Raw genomic sequence first — 23,386 nt, forward strand, 5'->3', positions numbered from 1 at the left:
ACCCGGTTGATCCGTCTCCTGCCGCTGTCAGTTACCCTTTGCAGGCGGCGGTGCGCCGCTTCTGGGCGTTCCGGGCCGAACGCAGGCGCACCACGCCATAGACCAGCGCGAGCCCCGCTCCCAGCATGCCCAGCGTTGCCGGCTCAGGCACGGGTGCCGGCTGCGCCAGCTCGGTATCGGGGAAGGGATTGCGGCCCGTCAGGCCGGGCCCGTGCACGGCTGAACCGAATGGCGACATGAATGCCGACGATGTTGCCACCGATGGTGCCGGAGCCCCCGCCACCTGGGCCATGGCATCCGCCGCGGCCACGTCGTCCGGCGAAGCGATCCAGCTCCCGCGAGGGGCCGGGGCAGCCGGCAAGGCAGCCGGCGCCGCCCCGGCTTGCGTACCGCGGCCGCCACCCGAGGCAACGCGGCGCACGCGGCTGATGTTGCTGCAGATTTGCGGCACGATCAGGCAATGATCGCCCACGCAGTACACCTTGGCCGGCTCGCGCGCAGTAGCGCTCCAGCCGTCCCGCGTCACGTGGTCGCATACCGTGCGCTGGCCGAAATGCATGCCGGTGATGTACGGGTCGTAATCGAACCGCCCGGAAATATGGTCGCGCCCGATCGTTGCAGCATCGTCGGCACGGCCGGCCTCGATCTTCGCCACCAGCGCAGTGCGAACCGGCGCGGGGATATCGACATAGCGGGACACCGCGGCGCTGACACTGCCACGATACGGGTTCCTGCCAGGGCTGTTCCAGGAGCAGTTCGACAGCATGGCGGTAGCAACGACCGCACTGGCAACAAGGGTAGACATAACTAAAGCACTATTGAAACGGGGTAACTTTGAGTATATCCCAGCGACAACCCTATTACAATCTTGCAACTGAATTCCTGTGGGTATTATGGTACGGCCATGGGAAAGTGTTGCAGCATGGATTCTTAATAAGTTGAAGTTGTCGCACGGCAGCTTTTCGATGGTACGATGGCTTCCGTGGCCGAGCCAACGCCACCATTGCCCGGTGCCCTTTTCGCCACCCGGACGGCCGCGATGGCATGCCGTCTGTCTCCCCGCCATCGAATCGCACGGTGCCCCGGCGCCAGTTCCTGAACATGTCCCTATTATTAGCTTCGGCCGCCGTGACGGCAGCCGCCATGGTGCCTGCCTGCTCGTGGAATATGCCCGGCCGCCATCCATATCGCGGTACCGCGACAGAGGCCGTATCCCGGTATGTCGACATCCCCGCCGCGACCCGGCACCGCCTCGCCGCGAAGATCGATGCCGGCAATGCCGACGATGACGTTGTCATCACCCGCGATGCCATCGAAGGGCGCGCCAGCTATGCGCCTGCCATCTCCGCCATGCATTTCGGCCGGCAGACCGTGTGCGAGCGCGTCACTCGGGAACGCTGGCCAGCAAGCGCGCGCGAGCCGGCGAAAGTGTACTGCGCCGATGGTCACTGCCTGATCGTGCCTCGCATCTGCAACAATATCAGCCGGATTCGCGTAGCCGGCGGTGGCGCCGGAAGCGGCATTGCGGGCCCGGCAAAAGTCACGTCGCCACAAGTGGCGCGGCCCGGCTCGATTCCCGAACCGGCCGGCGCCCCCGAAGTCGATATCGAGGCAGCCGACGCGATGGCACAACTGGCCGCCAGCGCGCCAGTTGCGCCGCCGCCCTCGTTGCCGGCAACCGCGTTCGGCAACTGGACTCCCGGCCCCGGCCCGGCGGTCGGCGGCCTGCCCGGCGACATTGCGCCGATGCCCGTCTCGGCCATTCCAGAACCAGCCGGCTGGATGATGTTTTTCGCCGGCGTGGCCGGCGTGCTGGTTTACTCGCGTTTCCGCCGCTAGCGCATCACCCGGTGACGGCGTGGTCATCAGGAGCGATGGATTTCCGTGTCGGCCTGGCCGTCAGCTATCGGCGGGCGTGGGCTCGTAATTGCCGATGAACGCGCCGTGCACCTTGTCGATGCGCTTGTCGTCCATGCCGGTGATCTCGAAACGCCAGTGCTCCCACTCGACCACGTCGCCGGCGGCCGGCAGGCGCCCCAGCAGCAGCATGATCATGCCGCTGATCGTGTGGTAATGGCCCTTTTCTTCTTCCGGCACGGAGCGCAATCCGAGCCGGTCCTTCAGCTCGTGGACGGGGATCGTGCCGGCCAGCAGCCACGTACCGTCCGGCTGCTCGACCGCCCACGCTTCTTCCACGTTGCGGGGCGTGAATTCGCCGGTCAGTGCCTCGAGCATGTCCTGCACGGTGACGATGCCTTCGATATCGCCGTATTCGTCGATCACAAAGACCATCTGCATGCCGCTGGCGCGGAACTGTTCGAGCAGGCCCATGCCCGTCAGCGTTTCCGGCACGTAGACGGCCGGCTGGGAAATGGCCGCGAAATCGGGCACCTGCCCCTTGGCCAGCACGGCCAGCGCCTGCTTGGCGGTGACCACGCCGAGCACGTTGGCCAGGCCGCCATCGCACACGGGGAAACGCGAATGCTCCGAGTCGAGCAGGCGTGACAGGTTTTCATCGACGGGCAGGCGCACGTCCAGGAAGACGATGTCCGACCGGGGAATCATCAGCGAGCCGAGCTTGCGGTCGTCGAGGCGGAACACGTTGCGCACCATGTCGTGCTGCTGCTGTTCGATGGCGCCGCTTTCCGAGCCCTCTTCCAGCATGGCGTGGATCTCTTCCTGCGTGACGCTGGCCTGCGCCGTCTGGCGCACGCCCATCACGCGCAGGATCGCATGGGTCGAACCGGTGAGCAGCATCACGAACGGCCGCGTCACCACGGCCAGGCTCTGCATTGGCCGCGCCACCAGCCGCGCCACCACTTCCGGGGCGATCTGGCCAAGCCGTTTCGGCACCAGTTCACCCACCACGATCGACACGTAGGTAACGACGACAACCACGAGCGCGGTGGCCGTGATCTCGGCCGGCTGCACGTTCATGCCAAGGCCCATCAGCCACAGCGCCAGCGGCCTGGCCAGCACGGCTTCGCCGACGATACCGTTCAGGATGCCGATCGACGTGATGCCGATCTGCACGGTGGAGAGGAAGCGCGTGGGGTCTTCCGCCAGTTTCAGCGCCGCGGCCGCGGCATGGTCTCCCTCGGCCGCCAGCTTCATGAGCTTGCCCCTGCGGGCGGTCACCAGCGCGATTTCCGACATCGCGAACACACCATTCAACACGATCAGGCCGATCAGTATCAGCGGCTCCACACACTGCCCTTCATCCAATGCGAAGCGTGCATCGTAGCATGCGGGAAGGAAGTGCAGCGCGGCAACAGGCCGACACGCCGGGCCAGGCAGGTACCTGTCCGCACGGTGAGCTCTGGGCTGTCCGGTTTCCTCCAGAACCAACTTCTGGTTATCGTACCGTCGGTCTAAAAGAAAGACGGGCTCGCCTTTGAATTGATCAAAGACCTGGTTTGGCCTCTGATACGGTTTTGATGGCCTGGCACCGAAAGAGACCCGACGCTGAAATGCAGATTACTTCGTCCGATGCGTATGACTTTTTTTGGGAAAGCCCGGCGCCCATTTTGGGGTTCCTTCTTCGTACTGGTTGTTGGTCAACCGGCGCCGGTCACTGCCATCCGCACGCATCACGTAGAGGTCACCGTAAGGCTGTGGATTGTAGGGGTGCAGCACCGCTTCATCGCGAAAGCCGTGGATACCGCTCGCGAAGGCGATCCACTCGCCATCGGGTGACCAGCTGTTGTGCGCATCATTGCCTGGAATATGCGTAAGACGCGTGAGTTGAGACCCATCCGGGCGCACCGTGTAAATTTCGTAGTCACCGGTCCGATTGCTGGTAAAGCTGATGAGGTCGCCTTTAGGTGACCATGATGGAAAATTATCCTTGATGACGGTACCGGGGATATGCCGCATCACGCGGCTGCTTACGTCGATGATGAGCAACCCATCCTTCCCCACACCGTTGCCGGCACCACGGAATACGATCTGTTTGCCATCGGGCGACCAGCTTGGCAATCCATAATTTCCGGACCCGTCGGTCAAGATCCGCAGATCACTGCCATCGATATTTATGACCGCTATGTCTGCCAGTGCCCGCCCTTGCGTGCCCTGGAAAAAGTTCCCGAGACCGAATGCGATCAGCTTTCCAGAAGGTGAAACCTCTGGCGCGAGCGCGCTTCGCTTTTCGTCATGAAAGAGGGTTCGCCGGCCGCTGCCATCGCTAGCGGTGCTGATGATATCGTTGTGTAAGATGCCTGCGGTCTTATCGTTCTGTACGAGCACATCACCGGAGGGTAGCCACGAGGGAAACACGCCGGTGCGCACCAGATTGAAGGCTGGGTCAAGGCTCTTCCAATGCTGGAATGGCGGCCACGGGACGATCGCTTCGCGATGAAATACCATTTGCGTGGCATCTTCCGACCAGCTTGGACTGCTAACCTCACCACGCAGCACGGTAGGGCCACTCAGCATGGATAGCCCGCCATCCGGCCCACCGTTGATAAAGGCCAGATTCTTGTCTGTCAGCCAGCGCGGCGAGGTTTTTTCGCCGGGCCCGTGGCTGATCACCGTACGCGTTCCACTAGCTAAATCTATGGTTATCAATTGGGTGATCCCGCGCAAACGTTTGGGATGCACGATCTTATTTACGTTGTCGATATCGCTGGCATAGAACACCACTGACTTGCCGTCACGCGACCAGCTGGGACTGCCTTCGAACTGACCGGTTTCGCCAATACGGCGCAATTGCGTTCCATCAGGCCTGACCAGATAGATAGCGGTGGAGTGCAAGACACTGAAACTAAGACGCGGATTTATGGAATCCCTGTCCGAGGAAAATACCAGCCATTGCCCATCAGGCGACCATGTCGGACGAAAGTCTCCGCCCGCATGTTGCGTCACGTTTGTGAGCGCACGGGTTTCAAGGTTCAATATCCAGATATCTGGCTGACCCGCCCGGTCCGATACAAAAGCAAGCCGGCTGCCGTCGGGCGATACGGCAGCCTGATCATCGAAGGCCACGCCCCCAACGAGCAGTTCGCGCCCACTGCCGTCAAGGCGCATACGGTAAATATCGGCTGAGCCTTCGCGCTCGGAGGTAAAGGCGACCCATTTGCCGTCGGGCCAGAGGGTGGCGTTGTAATTGCTCCAGGATTCGGCCAATAGCGGGCGGGCGCCACTGCCGTCCCCCGAGCAATGTACAAGTCGGTGCGGGCGGGACCGAAGCTGGCAAATCCGAGGGTGTACGCACCTGATGGCGGATCGTCAGAGGCCAGCACCGTGGTGGACGTCGCTATTAAGCATGCAATCAACAATCGTTTCATGGGTTCCTCACGCGAAATCCAACGATTAACATGATCACTTAAGCGCCTATGAAAATTTGTATCGGCGCTTACATTCATTGCGTTTGGGTCAGTACCGACATCAATAAACAGACTAAGGCGTCGCACTTCCCGTACCTTTCACTCACGGAACGGCACAGTGGCTCACGGTATGTCGACACATGAATTTGAAGTAATTCCGAAACTGCTGTGTCCGTGTAATTTTCCCGACTCGGGACGCTCGCGTAGAGTAAAGCTCTGCCCTGGCATTGCGCTGGGCAGTTGGCACCTGGCTAAACTTACGCCCCTTTCCAGCGGTATGACGCATTCATTTAGGAAATCCGCGCCAACTTCAACACGGTGGGGAGGCCGGCTTACGCCAGGCACGGCCCTGGCGCGGGAGGGGCCATGCGACGAGGCATATGATCACACGAAAGTAAACAAATAGCGACCAGACCGCGCGGATGGGCTCTCACGTATGCCTTCTGCCGGCGCAGTTGCGGTAGTGGCAGGCAAGGCCAGCCCGTGGAGTTCGACATGGGCTGGCGCAGCGATTGTTACGGTCCCCGGCGCCCTGCCTTTAGCGTCCCAGCCAGATTTCAATGTAGCCCGGCTTGCCGGTCGGATCGACATACTGCTTCGACACCACATTATCAGTGTTCAGATAGAAGCGCATGAACTCTGCAATCTTTTCCGATTGGGCTTTGTCACTGGCGTTGAAATACCGGACTTCCGGGTGATCCGGCCGGCCTGCGTCTTCCTTCACACGCGCTCCGACAAGGCCAAAGCCTGCCGATTTCAATTCCTCCTTCAAGCGCGGGAACTCGATGCTCTTTTCTTTTTCTCCGGCCAGCAGATAAATCCGGCCGTTCTCAACGATAGGCGGGGCCAGTTTGGAACCAGGTACGGTTGGCTCCAACGCCGCCCCGGTTCCCGGCTTACGCGTCTTGAGATAGGATGCCACCCGAGCCTTGATACCGCTATCGGCAACCAGGCCGGCATCGATGAGAAACCCCAGATTGACTGCTGCCTTGTCCGGGTCCCCGGTCTTGATCATTTCCAGCAGCCTCGCCTGCTCGGCCTTTTGCGTTTCCAGATCGCGCAGGGAATTGGCATTGCTGAACGCAACCCATGCGTTGCCGACCGCCGCAATGGAGCCCGCCAGAATGGCCACAATCAAGGGGCTGCGCCAGCTCGACGCTGCCATCTCCTTGCGTTTCAGTTCGAGTTCCGTTTCCTTTAGCAGCAATTCGCGTTCGCGCAGTGTCAATTCGTGCAATCGGACTTCCTTTTCGAAGACCCAGCGTTCCGCACTGATATCAGGAGACGGCGGCGGCGTGATCGTCATAGCTCACCTCTTCGATCAAATTTAATGATGTCCGGGTTGTTGGCTCGACGAAACAATCAGGGTAAGCGATCACGCTGCGGTGCGAGCCGGCCGGCCACTCAGGTCATGCAGGTCCGACCGAAGCGGATCATCGGCAACCATCTCGTTCCCGATTCGCGGCGTCAACTGCTGCACCAGTGACGCTGGGTGCTGACCAACGAGCTAAGGCACGTCCCGGGCAAGCACATCAAGGCGGAGAGTTTCGAAATCCACGTGGCCGTCGCATAACGCGTCCATGCTTGCATATTTTGCCGGTGAGGTCACAGTCTTTTCTTGGCCGATCCAGGCCACTCATCGGAACCGGTGCCGCCCCGGAGCTGACCTTTGAACTTATCATCAACGCGTGTATATAGGGCTGGCCTGACGACCCGTACAACTTCACAAGCACCGTGGTCGCGATCGCCATCGGATCGACATTGTGGTAAATGTTGTGTTCGGCGCCGGCAAAAACAGCCGACCAGGCAAGCCGCATAGCGTCGCCGCACCCACACCTGAACGGCGCACCCGGTCAAAAGGATGGGAAAGCAAGGCTGTAATGGTCCATGCTCCGTACCCGAGAAGCGATGAGGTGATTGCCTAGCACGCTGAGATTGGCCTGGGCTTTCAACGTATTCTGAACACGAAGGACCACGAAGGACCACGAAGCGTATCTACGTTCCGTGGGCGTGCCGGCCCACGTCACCGAACAAGTGCTGCAGACCACCAGACGTCGGCCATTACAGGCCGGCGTACTCCCGTCTTCAGTCCTGGGTGCTGGACGGCCACTGTTTCTGGCCCATCTGCAGCCTCCAAATGTAGGGCAGCTTCTGCCCCAAAAGCGGACATCTTGAGGCGTCTTGCAGACCGCCGAAACCGGCGCGAGTCCGCCGACATCAGGCAACCTCGGATAACGTCCACGGTCATCGGGCGATCAGCTTGTAGCGCGCGACATCGCATGGGCATCTGCGCCAGCCGGAAGACGTAGCGGGACCGATGGGTCTGTTGCTGCCTGCCAGACCGCTTCCGCTACGTCAGCGGGATGCGTCACCATGGTGGACTCGCCCATCCGGCCGAAAATCCCCTGCACGAACTCACTGTAGGCTTCTGGAAAAGCGCCTTCCATACGGGACTGTGCGTTCTTGCTGAATGCGGTTTCCGGCGCACGGCCTGGAATGACCAGATTGACCCGGACATTGAACTGCGCAAGCTCCAGCGCCAGCGATTCCGAGAAAGCATTGACAGCAGCTTTACTGGCTGTGTAGACGGCCAGCAATGGATGAGGTCTGTATGTCGTGGCTGAGGTCACATTAACGATCACACCCGAACGCCGTTCACGGAAATGCGGCAGCATGGCATGGGTCATCGCAATCGTGCCCAGGGTGTTTGTTTCGAATATTTCCCGGATCGTCTCCATCGGCGTCCCTTCAACGATACCGAGCAGGCCCACGCCGGCATTATTCACCAGGACATCGACCGGCCCGATCGATTCAACTGCCTGTTGAATGCTTTCCGGGTCAGTGACGTCGAGTTTCACGACGCGCAGATGTGGCGACTCGGGGAAATTGCCGGGCTTGGGCGAGCGCATCGTTGCAACGACTTGCCAGCCTTTGGCCAAGAAGTAGCCTGCTGTTTCCAAGCCAAAACCCGAAGAACATCCAGTAATCAGAACCGTTTTCATCAATCTATCCTTTCAAATGTGTGAAAACAGAATAGACGATGCAGCCCGGACGATCTACACTCAGAAGTCCATAATTTGTGCGCGGGAGTCCAGCATGGTAGATCCGTTGTCCGAAGTCGTGTCACTCCTCAAGCCAAGTGCCCTTACTCGAAGATCGTGAGCGGGTCTGGCGAGTGGACTGTGCACAGGACCGAATCTGGCAGGCCTTTTTTCTGTGCAGTCATGGAAGGAGAGTGTTCGATCGCTGTCGAGAAGCGTGAGGCCATCCGTTTGCAGCAAGGTGACTTCGTCCTCATCCCTGCAGCCTACTGTTTTGACATGTCGGGCAGTCAGCGGTATGAGAACAAGAACTATCATCCCGAAGATATTTCCATTTTTGATGGCGAAACCAGGCACGGTGACCCGTTGGGGCCCGCAGATGTCCGGCTGTTGGTCGGATACTGCGTTTTCGAGTCGCCGGACGCGATGTTGCTCGTGTCCTTGCTGCCGGACATCCTGCACGTGCGCGGAGAAACTCGTCTGCAGTCAGTAATGGAGCTCGTAGTCAGCGAGTCCCGTGCGAATCGCCCGGCTCGCGACGTCGTTCTCAGACATTTGCTGGAAGTGCTGGTGATTGAAGCATTACGGTCCACAGATGGCGTTTCCTCTTCGCCAGGGCTGGTGCGCGGACTTTCTGACGAGCGGCTGGCAAAAGCGCTACGTTGCATGCATGAGGCGCCGCAGTATCCGTGGACCGTGGCACAGCTCGCGAAGGAAGCCGCCTTGTCACGCTCGACTTTCTTCGAACGCTTTAGTCGAGCAATCGGCTCTGCACCCATGGAGTATTTGCTTGCGTGGCGCATGGCTTTGGCAAAGAGCCTGCTGGGACAAGCGGACCACAGCGTGGCAGACGTCGCCGAGCGGGTGGGCTACAGCTCCGCAAACGCTTTCAGCGTTGCATTCGCCAGGCAAGTGGGACACCCTCCGGCCAGATATGCCCGGTTGAATCGCGGTGTCTCTCGCGGATAGCGGGGGCATTGACGGTGGGAATACCGGCTGTAGCGCCTGATCTGTACGGCAGCTCCCACCCCAAAGCGGACATCTGTTCAAGTATTTATGCAGTGCCGCTAGTCGAGTGACCATCCACTAATGAAGCCGATCAGTGCGGTTCAATGGCGTGTTTTGTCGTTGACGACAGGACGTTCAGGAATAATTTTATGCAGCACAAAATATGACTTCAATTCTTCGGAATCTCCGTATCCATTTACCTCAGCCACATCACCTTGCGGATTGAAAACAAAAAGAAATTCACCCAGGTGGCGATCGCAATTTAATTCGACTAGCCGAATTAAATACATCATACCTCCAGGACGGAATTGGGCAAGGTTTTCCGGACTTTTGGAGAGCAGAACGCCAGCGCGCTCCTCGGGTAACAACGACCATTTGGCTCGGCATCTTTGCGATCTGCTGCTTGTTTTCCAACTTATCAATCCGGGTTCTATTTTCAAATCGGCATAAAGAGCCTGCGCATTTCTGCTGCTTGCCACATACCTCCCGAGAAGGATGCTGGGATGGGAAAAATCAGCGAAAGCATATACTGATAATGATGACATTAACAGAACCATGCTGATTGCAATCCAAACATTATAAATTTTCTTCATTATCTTGGTCTTTACGATGTCAATTCCATCTACTGAGCAAGGTAGCCATAGCGAGTTGGTATGCTATGGCGCCTTCCGCCCCGAAGCGGCCGCTCAGGATTGCTGGCTCTCCTATCGACGTGCGCGACGTAGCCGCTTCCCTGGAACACCGAAGTATCTGTCCGCTGACCGCCGACCAGAAGCATCCTCGACGGTCACCAGGAAATGCGGTCCGTAAGCAGCATCGGTTCCGAATCGGACTTGCAAAACGCGAACGACGCCAGGTTCAACACCGTGTTTCGCACAGAATTCCGGAAGTACGTCTCTATAGAGGCAAACTGCGCGAGCGAGGCTGGGGGACACTGGCGATCCAGCAGTAGTACCACTCAGAAAATCTACATGAACAAACCCTTCTGCTGAGGCAGCGGCTTCTGCAAACACATCCATCGCATAGTATCCGACCAAAAGGCCAATTCCGCTCGCGAAGGAGTCTGCAAAGTTATGTCCAATCGCTTTGATCGTTCCCAGCTTTGCCATTATTTCTTCAGACCTATGTGCATGCTACTGGTGAGCTATAAACTGTACGGCGGCTTCTGCCTCAAAGCCGACAGAAGAAGAGTGTTAGTCAGATGGTAGGATAGCCGGTCGCAGCCGCTTCGAGGACGAGTCGGTCGTACTGGCGATGTGATCCCAACGCTTGAATCAGAGCCGGGGAAAGTGGCTCATGCAGGTAGACACGGGCTATGGCCTCAATGGGGGTCTTCACCTCGTAGTAGTGCTCGGCAAAGTCAAAGTAGGTTTGCGGGCCACCCATGTAGTACGAAAGCATCCACGACGAGCCATCCGGGTCGCTCGCCACAGGATAAGCGATCTCACCCTGAATCCAAGCCTGAGCACCTACCGCAAACCAAATACAGAAAGTCGTATCGTCGATATGAAAGGCCGGCTCGGTCAACGAGGACGAAAATTGGGTTGGGACATGCTCCAGGACGCCCGGCCAGATTTTCGGAGGATCGGACACCCACGGCGACATCGCGGATTCGTGATCGAACCCTCGTATAAAACATCCTGCTTGATCGAAGACTGCAAAGAGATCGTCGCCTTGACCGTTGCGCATCGATCCCATCTGGGCACCAAGGGACCAGCCGGCATCGAAAGAAAAGTACCTGTAATCCCACCCCTCTTCCAATATTGCATCCAGCATTGCGAGGGACTGCATGACGCGTTTCAGCGTATCCGGTGGGGGAAGATCGAATGCAGGTCGTGAAAGCATGGTTTTCTATAGCTGATATGTCTGCTTCTGGCCGATCATGGCCGGTCGAAGAGCTCACTGTACAGGAGCATCCTTGTACCGGCCAGCGTGCGGTGGCGATCTCGCAGGATGGTACCGACCAACGTCGTTCTGACCCGATCAACTTGCCTGGCTCCAGTAAAGTCGGACTCGCCCATCAAGGCACGCCGGCAGTGGATTTCGCACGGTTGCGGTAGTAATCGGTCAGCACGCCGAACGCCTCCTTGCGCACGCCCGTCTCGGACACGAGGCCCTTGCGGTTCCAGCCGTTCTGGAACACCGGATGCTCGCGCCGCGGGGAGCGGAAGTCCTTCAGGATCCACGGCGACAGGCCGCGCAGGGTCGGGATCCGGTCGGCCATCGCCAGCGTCTGGCGGTAATACTGCGCCTGGTACTCCTCGGTGAATTTCTTCATGCCGTCATTTCGATAACCGGCCAGCGCGTCGGCGCCGAACTCGGACAGGATCAGCGGCCGGTCGGCCGGCACCCGCCACTTCAGCGCGGGCAGCGCGTCGAGCGTGTCGTTGCCGTACCAGCCGGCATAGGTGTTCACGGCGAGCACGTCGAGCTTGTCGACCAGCGGGTCCTTGATGACGGTGACATCCTCGCCGTTTTCCTTGCTGCGCTCGACCAGCAGCGCGGCGCTCACCAGCCGCGTGGGATCGATCGCGCGCACATTGTCGGCCATGGCGCCGTGGAAGGCGGTGCGGGCCGGCGATACGGGCGTTTCATTCCCCACGCTCCACAGCACGACGGCGGCGCGATTGCGGTCGCGGTAGATCGTCTCGGCCTGCATTGCCAGCGCCTTGCGCAGCACGGCCGGGTTTTCCCAGTCCACCGTCCAGTACACTGGGATCTCGCTCCATACCAGCAGGCCCATCTCGTCGGCGAGCCGCACGGTGGTTTCCGAATGGGGATAATGCGACAGCCGCACGTAGTTCCCCTGCAGGCCGTGCTTGATCTCGGTGAACAGCGCGCGCGACGCCTGTTCCGTCATGTTGCGGGCCGGGTTCGGGCCGAACTCCTCCTCGTGCAGCGAGATCCCGCGCAGGAAGATCGGCTTGCCGTTCAACAGGATCTGGTTGCCCTTCACGGCGATCGTGCGAAAGCCGATGCGGTCGCGTACCGTGTCGCCCGCCGCGGTGAAGCGCACGTCGTACAGCTTCGGGCTGTCCGGCGACCAGCGCTCCAGTCTCGGCGCGGCGATGTCGAACACGGCCCGGCCACCGGCATCCGTTTTCGCGGTGGCCGTGGCGACCGCGCCGATGGCGACCGTGACGGCCTGCCCTGCCGCCTTGTCTCCCTGCAGCCGTACTTCGCCCACGATACGGCCATCGGCTTGCATGGTCAGCATGGCGTCGTCGATGAACGTGGCCGGCGTGCGGATCAGGCGCACGGGCCGCGTGATGCCGCCATACAGGTCCCAGTCGGTGATAAAGGTGGGAATCGATTGCGCATCGTGCGTGGAATCGACGCCCACCGTCAGGCGGTTGTCGCCGCCGCGCAGCACGTCCGTCACTTCCAGCACGAAGGGCGTGAAGCCGCCTTCGTGCCGGCCGATCTCCTTGCCGTTCAGGTACACGTAGGCCTTGTAGTTGACGGCCTCGAAGCGCAGGAAGGCCCGGCCGCCATCGGGCGCCGGCGCCTTGAACCTGCGCTGGAACCAGACCAGGCCATCGTAGTAGCGCATCTCCGGCACGGCGGCGTTCCATGCGCCAGGGATGGCGACGAGCGGCCCGCGGTCCATGTCGAACTCGTAGAAATCGGTGGTGGCGCGTGCTTCCTCGGCCGCCACGTCCAGGTCGCGATAGCGCTGCATGCGCGACTTGGCGACCCAGCCATTGATGTCGGTGAGGCCGGTACGGTACAGGTCCTTGGAATACGTCCACTGGCCGGAAAGGTCCTGGCTGTCGCGCGATTGCGCGCCCGTCAGCAGGAACCGGGGCCGAAGGTCGTCGGCCGCGGGAGCGCTGGCCGCCGCGCTGCCGATGGGGCAAAGAAGTACGGCCAGCAAGGCAATCACGAATTGCTTCATCGGTGTCGATCTCTCAAAAAGTCAGGGAACCAGCCCGGCGGCGCGGGCGGCTTCGTCGAGGCTGTCGCCACCCAGCGCCAGATGCTGGATCGCGGCGAGCCCCCATTGCGCGGAGCCGTTCGTACTGATGCCGGACAGCTCGGCCAGTGGGCGCAGCACGGCCGGCCCGTCGATGCGGTGCGGGCGCGCGGGGCCATTCTTCAGCCAGTCGCTCTGGAAGAATTCGCGCCAGCCGCGCAGGGCCAGCGCGCGGTCGCGCAACTGGTAGGCGGCATAGGCCGTCATCCGCGAATTCGTGTCGCTCATGCCGCGCCCGCCCGGATCGCGCCCCAGCAACGCGACGATGTCCTCTTTCGGCGCGTTGTACGTGCGGCAGTACTGGATCCACGCCTTGCGGTAGGCCGGTTCGTCGACCAGCGTGAGCAGCTCGGCGTTCATTTCCACCACGCCGAACACGCCGTTCAGGTTCGAGAAGCTGGCCTTGTCGCCGGGGCCCCGGAAGGTGCCGGTCCTGTGGTCGTACGGCGCGCCCGCGGCGAACCACTGCCGCTCCAGTGCCGCGATGCTGCGCATGCCTGCCACGATCCTGTCGCGCCACCGCGTGTCGCCCGTGCGTTCCCACTCGGCCAGCCAGGCCGCAACCAGCGAACCCCACACGGTGCCGAACGACGCGTCGATGAATTCGCTCTTGGGCGCGCCAGCCTGCTTTCGCAGCTTGCGCGAGATGTCCACGTTGGCGAGACCAGCGTCGGAACCGAGCAGTTCGCGCATCAGGTCGCCGACGCGCTCATCAGCCGTGAGAAAGTAATAGATGCGCCGGTAGGCGGCGTTCGACACGCGCGGCTGCTTCGACGAATCGGACCAGTGCTGCACGCCGTGCCGCGTGCCGAAGCCCTTGAAGCGGCCCAGGTGGTACACGTCCACTTCGCCCGTGTGCCGCGTCATCGCTTCGGCCAGGCGGAACAGGTCGGCGCGGCCCGTGCGCAGGTAGCTGTACCACAGCCACAGGTCGGTCGACAGCTCGGAGTTGTCCCATGCATAGCCGCCGATGTCGTAGCGCCACATGTGGCGGTCGGTGTCATACGAATGCATCACATCGCCGTAGTGCCAGAAGCCGTACCAGCGGTGCTGTTCCACCTCGCGCAGGTACTGGTCCAGCTGCACGGTGAGCCTGTCCTCGATCAGCCGGCGCGCCGGCGTGCCGGTATCGACCGGGTCCCAGTCCCCGAACACGCCGCATTGATGGATGCGCTGTGGCGCCAGCACGAGCCGCGCCGGATTGGCCACCTGCTCCGCCATCGCCGACAGCGTGGCATGCGACGGCGTGCCGCCCGTGACCCACAGCAGCAACTCCGACGTGCGCGCCACGCCGGTGGCGGCATCCCAGCCCGCCTCGTAGTCTTCGTAGGTGATGTTCAGGCCGGCGATCTGCTCGGCGTGCGTGTCCATGCCATCCTCGCCGCGGTAGGAGCGCATGTCCATCGCCGGTGCCGAGGGTGACCACAGCCAGGCCGTCACGTCCGCCATCGGCGTGGCGGCGTTGCGCACGGCCAGTTGCACCGGCGCGCGCTGCCAGAAATCCTTCAGGCCCAGCACCACGCCGCCCGCGGCGCCACCCGCATACACGAGCCCCTTTGCGCGCGTACCGGCGTTCGCGTCGATCCATGCGCGCCCCGGCTTCGTGCGCTTCTTCAATGTAAACCCGTCGGGCGCGAGCTGCGCCAGCGAAAAATCGCCCCACTCGGGAATCCATTGCAAGCCCTCCTGCACGGGCTTCGCCATGCCGGCCAGCGGCGGCAGCGCCCGGCCCGCCACCTGGGCATCCTTGTATGCCTGGCCCGGATCGCGCCGAAGCCCCGTGACCGGCCGCACGGCCTCGCCCCAGATGCCGACACCTTCGCCGGCGAAGCGGACGTGGCGGTCATGGGATTCGTTCGTCATCGGCACCTGCGCCGTCACGCCAAGGCCGCGGATGAAATCGCGCTCCGGCGCGCCATCGTAGATGAAGGAATGGACGATGCGCACGCTGTCCGACCCGGCGTAGAAATACAGGCGCACGGAGAACGGCAGCCAGTCGCGGCCATCGGCCGAGTGCGTGCCATCGAGCTTCAGCACCGCGCGCACGGGCCCCGATTGTTCGACCGTCACACCCGTCACCTTGCTGGTGAACGGCTGGCGCGCCACGCTGCCGGCGGTTTCCGGGTCCGGCCCGTCCTGGCGCAGCGCCACCAGCTTCAGGTTCTGCATCGTCACCCTGCCGGCCCGGACCGCGCTGGCCACCAGGTGTTCGCCGGTCGTCGGCACGGTCCACACGACATCGCCGGCGGTGACCACGACCTGGCCCGTCGACCGTTTCACGGAGACGGTGCCGCCGGCGGAAGCGCCCGCGTTCAGGTTCCAGCCAGCGGCGGGCGTACCGCCGGCAATCGCATGGGCCGTCCATTTCAGGGAGCCGTCCGGCCAGTACGCCAGCGGCCACGATTGCATGGCCGGCGCGCCGACGCCGAGCGTGAAATGCAGCGTCCTGTTTGCCGGCAGTCGCAGCGTGCCGCGCGGCCAGGGCACGCCCAGCGTGGCGCCATCGAAGCGGGCCGGCGCCTTGCCGTCGAGCCAGCGCAGCGCGGTATCGGTGACGGGAGCGGATTTACCCCCCGTGTTCGCCGTGATGGCCTGGGAAAACCCGGGCAGCGAGGCCAGGATGGAGGTGGCCGTGGCCGATTGCAGGAAGCGCCGGCGTGACAGGGGGCTGGTCGTCATGGTCTCCGATGCGCGCATGCCTAGAGCCGCCCGCTCCCGGCATCGCGCACTGATATATTAGTGTTCCGGAGATGGTACCTGCGCGGCTCGGCTGCTGTCCATCGGCCCGCGGAAACGATCACGGGCTTGAGCATGGGGCTTCGTGAGGCAAATGCGGTTCACCCCCACGCAGTGGGTCATTCCGTAGACGGCGCCAAACGTGGGTGATGCGCAGGCCGTGTGGTCAATCCTTCGATCGGCTGGCCGCGTCGATCCGCAGACGTTGCACCGGCAAGCCCTCGCCGGCAAACGCCACGTCGATCGGTCCGGCCGTCACGCCCGCCCGCACGACGGCAACGAGGCGCCCATGGAACGTGCTCCGCTCGCCGGACTGCAGGCTCGAAGCGTCCATCGGATTGCCGTTGCCGGCCCCCGCCAGCGCACCGGCACCGTTGACGGTGACCTGGAACTTGCGATCCCCATCGCGCGCGTACACGGGCACGCCGTCCGCGTCGACCAGCTCCGCCGTCACGTAGACAAGATCCTCGCCATTGGCCCGCACCTGGCGGCGATCGGCCGACAGCTTCACGGCGGCCGGCGCGCCAGCGGTGCGCAGCTCCCACTGCCCTGCCGCCTTGCCGTCGCGGTAGCCCACGGCCACCAGCCGGCCCGGCGCGTACTGGACGCGGTAGTCGGCCTTGTACTCGGTCTGGCGCCCGACAGCCTTTCGCCCCAGGCTGCGCCCGTTCAGGAACAGCTCCACTTCCGGGTGCTCCGAATACACGACCACCTTCAACGGCTTGCCTTCCTGTCCCTTCCATGTCCAGCTCTGGTGCAGGTCGTGCAGCGACCAGTCCAGTTCTGGCTTGTCCTTGAAATACTCGCGGTCCGGCAGGTCTTCCGTGCCGGCCGGCTGCTCGACGAACGCGGCCACCGGATCGATGCCGGATTTCCAGATCACCTGCCGGTAGTAGGCGGCCGGGCGCTTGCGGCCGGTCGCATCGATTTCGCCGCAGTAGGCCAGGTGCCACGGATACTTGCCGAGTTCCTTCCAGTCCTTCGAATACCCCATCCAGCCGATGCCCGTCTCGCCGATGTAGTCGACCGACGTCCACACGAAGTCGCCGATCACCCAGGGCATCGTGCCCACAGGGTCCCAATAGCGGAACGCATCCTTCGACGTCGATTCCGACGTGTACATCACGCGCGCCGGATGCGTGGCATGGTCGCTGCCGAACAGGTGCACGCGGTAGTTGTAGCCCGCCACGTCCATCCCGGCGAAGATCGGCGCGTTGTCCGGGCTGTCCACATTGACGCCCTGCGTGACCGGCCGCGTGGAATCGAGCTGGCGGATGCGGGCCGCCAGCTCGCGTGTCGTCTTCACGCCTTCGGGGCTGGCCTGCTCCGGAATCTCGTTCCCCACGCTCCAGAAGATCACGCTCGGGTGGTTGCGCCCGGCGGTCACCATGCTGTCGATGTCGCGCCGCCAGTTCTCCTCGAAGAAGCGCGCGTAGTCGGCATCGCGCTTCGATTTGCGCCACATGTCGAAGGCCTCGTCGATGACGAGCATGCCCAGTTCGTCGGCCGCTTCCAGCGTGGCCTGGCTGGCCGGGTTGTGCGCGCTGCGAACGGCGTTGTAGCCGGCATCCTTCATCAGCGCGACCTTGCGCCTGTCCGCATCCGGCGCGCCGGCCGCACCCAGCATGTAGTTGTCGTGATGGATGTTGCCGCCCTTGAGCACATACTGCCTGCCGTTGATGCGCAAGCCCCGTTCCGCGTCGACCGTGACCGTGCGGATGCCGAAGCGGGTGCGGCGCGTATCGCGCAGCACGCCATTGACGCGCACCTCCTGCACCAGCGTGTACAGGTCCGGCGTATCGGGCGACCACAATTTCGGGTTCGCCACCATGAAGCGCTGCGCCACGTCGGCCTTGCCGCGCGCGGGCACCGCCAGCGCGCGGCGTTCCTGCGCCACCGTGCCGCCGTCGCCCGCCACCAGCTTCGATACCAGCTCGACCTTCACGGGCGCCGCGGCGCCATTGACAACGGTCGCCCGCACATCCACTTCGCCCTTCTCCGCCGATGCGGTGCGCGTGCTGGCGAACACGCTGTCCGGCGCCACGTGCACCGGATCGAGCAGGTCGAGGGTGGCGGGCCGGATCAGGCCCGATCCCGCATACCAGCGCGACGACGGGTCGACATGGTTCACACGCACCGTGATGACGTTGTCGCCCGCCTTGGCCTTGCCCGTCAGGTCCAGCGTGAATGCCGTGTAGCCGTAGCGGTGCCTGCCCACGTGCGCGCCGTTGAACCAGATGTCGGCATCCATGTACACGGCTTCGAAGTTCAGGCGCAGCACGCGCCCCGCGTCAGCGGCATCCAGCGCGATGTGCCTGCGGTACCAGCCCTGCCCGCCCGGCAGGTAGCCCGAATCCTGGCCGCCCACCGCTTTCGCGTCGAACGGTGGCGTGCCATCGGGCTTGTCCATGATGGAGAAATCGTGCGGCACCGCGACCTTGCGCCACCCGGCATCGTCGAAGGCCGCCTGCTCCGCGCCCGGCGCCGCGCCTTTCTGGAACAGCCAGCCTTGCGACAGGCTGCGTTGTTCGGCGGTGGCATGGCAGGAAAGCAGCGCCAGCGAGATGGCAATGGAAAGGGGCAGGTGTCGCGCGGTCGGGAGGAGAGGCATTCGGATGGTCTCGGAAATGATAAAAAATATTTTAATCGTAACAGCCGGACAACATGCGCAGGTATTCCATTTTGCAAACAAGGAATACCGAGTTGGCATAGCGTCGCATTTCCCGCCGCGCATTTTTCAACTCGGTGATTATTTGCCGTTCTGTTAAGCCGCAGCCCTCCTCGCCTTCATAAGATGCCGGGACTCGCACCTAGAAGCGACATCGACCACAAGGAGAGGCATGAAAACATCGACAGACAAGCGCCGCGAGATCCGGCTGACCGCACTGGCACTGGCCGCCGCCGCGCTGGCATCGTCCGCCGCCGCACAGCAGGCGCCCGCCACCACCCCGGCCAATGAAGCGCCGACCGTGGTCACCGTGACCGGCTTCCGCGCCAGCCTGGACAGCGCGCTGAACGCCAAGAAGAATTCCGACGGCATCCTGGACGTCATCAAGGCCGAGGACATCGCCAAGTTCCCCGACGCGAACCTGGCCGAATCGCTGCAGCGCGTGCCTGGCGTGTCACTGGCCCGCGGCGAAGGCGGCGAAGGCCGCCAGATCACCGTACGCGGCCTGAACGCCGGTTTTACGCGCGTGCGCATCAACGGCATCGAAGGCATGTCGATGACCGGTGCCTCGGACATCAACGGCAATTCCAACCGCGGCCGCGGCTTCGACTTTTCCGTGTTCGCCTCGGAACTGTTCAACAGCCTCGAAGTGCGCAAGACGTCGGAAGCCGCCGTCGAGGAAGGGTCGCTGGGCGCCACCGTCGACCTGCGCACGGGCCGCCCGTTCGACTTCAAGGGCCGCACCATCAGCTTCGGCGTGCAGGAATCGTGGAACTCGGTCTCGCGCAAGACGCAGCCGCGCTTCACCGGCCTGCTGTCCGACCGCTGGGATACCCGCTTCGGCAAGTTCGGCGCGCTGGTCTCGGCGGCCCACTCGAAGCGCCGCGCGGTCGAGGAAGGCTACGAGGCGGTGGACCTGTACCCGGCCAGCTTCGACGGCGGCTTCTGTTCGCCGGCAGGCAGCGCGCCGCAAGTGCCGGGCAACGACGCCGTGAAGGGCGTCGACGCCGCCAACTGCGGCTTCGGCGTGCCGCGCACGAGCAACCCAGCCGAATACGCCGAGGTGATGGCAAAGACCGACAATTTCGGCGGCACGGTCGCCAGCCCCCTCGCCGGCTCCGGCGCCTTCGCGCCCCGCATCCCCCGCTACCGCCGCTCGCAGACGGACTATGAGCGCACCGGCATCACCAGTTCGTTCCAGTGGCGCCCGGCGCCGGGCACGGACATCAACCTGGACCTGATGTACGGCGCGTTCAAGAATACCCGCTACGACAACTACATCGGCGCCATCTCGTTCGGCCGCAGCCTGGCGGCGGCCAACGGCAAGCCGCAGACGTCGATCCTGGAAGCCGAGTTCGACGACAAGGGCAGCTGGACGTACGGTCGCTTCAACGGCGTGGACGTGCGCACCGAAGGCCTGATGGATGTGTATGAAACGAAGTTCCGCCAGAACGTGCTGTCGGCCAGCCACCGCATCACCGATACGCTGAAGGTCGATTTCCTGCACGGTATGTCGAACACGAACCTGGACAACCCGATGCGCGCGACCGTCATGTTCGACGCACCGAACGTCAACGGCTTCTCGTTCGACTTCCGCAACAACCGCAACGTGCCCACGCTGAACTACGGCATCGACGTGGCCGATCCGAACAGCTTCACGTTTGCCCGCACGGAGCCGAACGGCACGTGGCACGGCCAGTTCTTCGGCCGCTACCTGCAGTCCGACAACAAGCTCAAGACCACCGCCGTGAACCTGGCGTGGGAAGCCAGCGACCGGCTCACCTTGCGCACCGGCCTGTCCGCCCGCAAGAACGCCTACGGCCTGTACGAAGTGGGCAACGGTTCCGATGGCGGCCTGGCCCTGCCGGCCGGCGTGGGCATGAACGATATCTCGCGCCAGATCGGCGGCTTCGGCCGCGGCCTGGGCGGCGCGGGCGTGCCCACGTCGTGGGCGGCCGTGGACCTGGACAAGCTGCTGGCCGTGCACAACATCGAATGCCACTGCGCCGAGGTGCCGGGCTCGCTGTTCAACACGGCCACGCCGGGCGTGACGCGCATCACGGAGGACATCGATGCCGCCTACGGCATGCTGGACTTCAACTATGACTTCTGGGGCATCGGCTGGCGCGGCAACGCGGGCGTGCGCGGGGTCGACACGAAGTCCACGTCGATGACGCTGCAGACGATTGGCGGCCAGCTGCAGCCGATCACCGTGGTCAAGAAATACCGCGACTGGCTGCCGGCGCTGAACCTGACGGCGCAATTGCCGAAGGACGTGTTCCTGCGCTTCTCGGCCGGCAAGACGCTGGCGCGCCCGGAATACGGCGACCTGCGCCCGACGGCCAGCGTGAACCACCAGTTCCAGACTGTTTCGGTCGGCAATGCGCAGCTGGACCCGATCCGCGCCCGCACGTATGACCTGCAGGCCGAGTGGTACTACGACAGGAACGCGATGATCTCGCTGGGCTTCTTCCGCAAGGAAATCAAGTCGTTCATCCAGAACGTACAGCAGCGCGAAGTGTATTCCGCACTGGGGCTGCCGAACGAACTGCTGACCGAGGGCGGCTGCTCGATCACCGGCGGCCTGCCGGCCTGCATCGTCCAGCCGGACAGCACGGTGGTGGTGAACCGCAAGTTCAACACGCCGGGCGGCCCGCTGAACGGCCTGGAATTCAATTTGCAGGCGCCGTTCAACTTCCTGCCCGGCATCGGCAAGAATTTCGGCCTGCTGGCCAACTACACGCGCGTGAAGTCGAAGATCAACTACATCGTGCGGCCGGATAACCTGACGACGGCACCCAATGAGTTCATCGGCGACACCGCCGACTTTATCGGCCTGTCGCCACGGGCGCACAACATCACGCTGTACTACGACGATCCGAAGTTCAGCGCCCGCGTGTCGGCCGCCCACCGCTCCAGCTATATCCAGGCGGTGCTGGGCGACATCAACGGCCACGATTACACGCGCGTCAACGGCATGACGAATATCGACTTTTCCCTGTCGTACAACGTGACGCCGAGCCTGCGCCTGTCCATCGAAGGCCAGAACCTGACGGACGAGGCGCTGCGCTATGGCCGCGACTCGGTGCGCAACGATACGCTGCTGTACGTGCACTCGGGCCGCTCGTTCGTGCTGGGGGCGAACTACAAGTTCTGACCGTCGCGATTCGTATCCTCGCGGCCGGGTGGCCGGCCGCGATCAGCCTCATCATCCTGCCTCCCCCGGCGGTGGGCAAGCGGCCTCGATGCGGGCAGCCTTTCCCGCAACCAGGTTCATCTCCCGTCATTCTGCCGCAGATCACGGCGTCCGGATCGCGGCCCCGTCCGCGCCCGCAAAATAAATAAAAACCGCAACACCACGACCGCGCCCTGTCGGCAGGGGGATACTGATCGCTGACCGGCAGTGTATCGCCTGCGAACGCTGCGCGAGGAGATCGGCATGGATAACCTGTCCACTACGCCTGCAAAGCCCGACAACAAGGAAAAGATCGATGCGGCCGTCATCGCACGGGAACGCCGCTTGGTGCCGCGTGTGTTGCTGGCCACGCTCGCCGTCGGCGTGGCCGTCGTGTGCGGGGGTGCGCTTTCCTCCCCCGGCTATCTTGCAGCTTCCGCACTGATCTGGGGCCTCGGGTTTTGCGTGGGCGGTGTATTGCTCGGGTTCGTCTTTGGTATCCCTCGGCCGCTGCCGGCCGGCGCGGTGCTCGCAACCGAAGTCGACAAGAAGGCGGAGCGCGATTCGGCCGACCGGACCAGGAACGGCGATGCGCCGATGCCGAGCGAAATCAATTCGAACCTGGTCGAGGTCTCCGACTGGCTCACCAAGATCATTATCGGCGTGGGGCTGATCGAGTTGAAGCACTTGCCGGAAGCCGCGCGGGAAGTCGCCGAGTACATCGCGCCAAGCATGAGCAACGACGTGGCCCACGCAACACCCGTTGCCGGCGGCATCATGCTGTTTTTCACGATCTATGGTTTCCTGGCCGGCTACCTGATGACGCGGATCTATCTGGCGGTGATCATCAAATGGGCCGACAACAAGGTGAAGTCGCAAAACATTTCAGTCCAGCTCGACAGCGGCCAGGAAATCGAACTGGGCGCCCTGAGCCGTCTGCAGCAGCGCACGCTCGACGATGTGCAGCAAACGCTTGCCGGCATCGTGTCCACGGCGCCGGGAGGCGTGTCGGAAGAAGCGGCGAACGCGTCGCGGGAGCACAATATCCTGCACCCGAAACGTGTGCTCTGGGTGGATGACCGTCCGGAAAACAATACGCTGCAAGTGGAACAACTGAACCGCTCGGGTATCGCCATCACGCTGGCGCTGTCGACCGACGAGGCCCTGCAGCAACTGGATCACGAGACATTCAACGCCGTCATCACCGACATGCACCGCTATGAGAACGGCAAGAACGTGGACGACGCCGGCGTGCAACTGATCCGTGCCGCCAGGGAGAAATTTCCCGACCTGGCCATCCTGGTCTACTGCAGCGGGCGCGCCGCGGAGCAGCATGGCGGCGCCGCACGCGCGGCCGGGGCGCGTTTCGTCACGGCCTCCGCCACGCGGCTCATTGCCGTGCTCAAGAATGTGCTGGGAACGTAGCCATGCTGCATTCCCAGGCGCGCGCTGCCGCGA

The 23,386-nt window shown here is 62.9% G+C and carries 13 protein-coding genes and 1 pseudogene; 4 read left to right on the top strand and 10 right to left on the bottom strand.

The genetic code is table 11. The features are described from left to right. Window positions 1–31 precede the first annotated feature (31 nt). Window positions 32–805 carry an MHFG family PEP-CTERM protein gene (locus EWM63_RS30330; RefSeq protein ID WP_130189844.1) on the bottom strand — a complete coding sequence of 258 codons (774 nt, stop codon included), beginning with the start codon at window positions 803–805 and terminating at the stop codon, window positions 32–34. Between the two features lie 239 nt (window positions 806–1,044). Here EWM63_RS30330 and EWM63_RS30335 point away from each other — a divergent pair, with 239 nt between their 5' ends. Beyond that, window positions 1,045–1,839, top strand: a complete 795-nt coding sequence (locus EWM63_RS30335; RefSeq protein WP_130189845.1) for an MHFG family PEP-CTERM protein — start codon at window positions 1,045–1,047, stop codon at window positions 1,837–1,839. Between the two features lie 60 nt (window positions 1,840–1,899). Here the strand turns inward: EWM63_RS30335 and EWM63_RS30340 are convergent, their stop codons facing one another. From EWM63_RS30340 to EWM63_RS30355, 4 genes are all read right to left on the bottom strand, one after another. Continuing rightward, complete coding sequence (locus tag EWM63_RS30340; protein WP_130189846.1) at window positions 1,900–3,207, bottom strand: hemolysin family protein; 1,308 nt, start codon at window positions 3,205–3,207, stop codon at window positions 1,900–1,902. 270 nt (window positions 3,208–3,477) lie between these two features. Then, window positions 3,478–5,124, bottom strand: coding sequence for a PD40 domain-containing protein (locus EWM63_RS30345; protein WP_130189847.1), 1,647 nt, complete (start codon window positions 5,122–5,124; stop codon window positions 3,478–3,480). A 738-nt stretch (window positions 5,125–5,862) separates the two neighbouring features. Then, window positions 5,863–6,630 (bottom strand): hypothetical protein, encoded by a 768-nt coding sequence (locus tag EWM63_RS30350; protein WP_130189848.1) that lies wholly within the window; start codon window positions 6,628–6,630, stop codon window positions 5,863–5,865. A gap of 949 nt (window positions 6,631–7,579) precedes the next feature. Then, entirely contained in the window at window positions 7,580–8,326 is a 747-nt protein-coding gene (locus tag EWM63_RS30355; protein WP_130189849.1) for an SDR family oxidoreductase, read from the bottom strand. A 94-nt stretch (window positions 8,327–8,420) separates the two neighbouring features. On the opposite strand from EWM63_RS30355, the pseudogene EWM63_RS30360 reads away from it, so the two are divergent. Beyond that, window positions 8,421–9,334 (top strand): annotated as a pseudogene (locus EWM63_RS30360) (AraC family transcriptional regulator). Window positions 9,335–9,474: 140 nt separating this feature from the next. Here EWM63_RS30360 and EWM63_RS30365 read toward each other — a convergent pair. The 5 genes from EWM63_RS30365 to EWM63_RS30385 form a co-directional block, all read right to left on the bottom strand. Continuing rightward, on the bottom strand, window positions 9,475–9,966 hold the full coding sequence (locus tag EWM63_RS30365) for a hypothetical protein (protein ID WP_130189850.1): 492 nt from the start codon (window positions 9,964–9,966) through the stop codon (window positions 9,475–9,477). A gap of 604 nt (window positions 9,967–10,570) precedes the next feature. Next, window positions 10,571–11,164, bottom strand: a complete 594-nt coding sequence (locus EWM63_RS30370; protein ID WP_130189851.1) for a hypothetical protein — start codon at window positions 11,162–11,164, stop codon at window positions 10,571–10,573. A 229-nt stretch (window positions 11,165–11,393) separates the two neighbouring features. Beyond that, window positions 11,394–13,271, bottom strand: a complete 1,878-nt coding sequence (locus EWM63_RS30375) for a glycoside hydrolase family 2 TIM barrel-domain containing protein (RefSeq protein WP_130189852.1) — start codon at window positions 13,269–13,271, stop codon at window positions 11,394–11,396. A 21-nt stretch (window positions 13,272–13,292) separates the two neighbouring features. Beyond that, window positions 13,293–16,028, bottom strand: coding sequence for an exo-rhamnogalacturonan lyase family protein (locus tag EWM63_RS30380; protein WP_130189853.1), 2,736 nt, complete (start codon window positions 16,026–16,028; stop codon window positions 13,293–13,295). A 223-nt stretch (window positions 16,029–16,251) separates the two neighbouring features. After that, window positions 16,252–18,696 (bottom strand): glycoside hydrolase family 2 TIM barrel-domain containing protein, encoded by a 2,445-nt coding sequence (locus tag EWM63_RS30385; protein ID WP_165390999.1) that lies wholly within the window; start codon window positions 18,694–18,696, stop codon window positions 16,252–16,254. 229 nt (window positions 18,697–18,925) lie between these two features. Between EWM63_RS30385 and EWM63_RS30390 the strand changes: the two genes are divergently transcribed. Together EWM63_RS30390 and EWM63_RS30395 are read left to right on the top strand one after the other, a co-directional pair. Beyond that, the gene (locus EWM63_RS30390) at window positions 18,926–21,910 is read left to right on the top strand and encodes a TonB-dependent receptor (RefSeq protein ID WP_130189855.1); all 2,985 of its coding nucleotides are present in this window, start codon (window positions 18,926–18,928) and stop codon (window positions 21,908–21,910) included. 282 nt (window positions 21,911–22,192) lie between these two features. Next, entirely contained in the window at window positions 22,193–23,353 is a 1,161-nt protein-coding gene (locus tag EWM63_RS30395; protein WP_130189856.1) for a response regulator, read from the top strand. The last annotated feature ends 33 nt before the right edge of the window (window positions 23,354–23,386 follow it).

The sequence above is a fragment of the Pseudoduganella lutea genome (assembly GCF_004209755.1).
GTDB classification, from domain to species: domain Bacteria; phylum Pseudomonadota; class Gammaproteobacteria; order Burkholderiales; family Burkholderiaceae_D; genus Rugamonas; species Rugamonas lutea.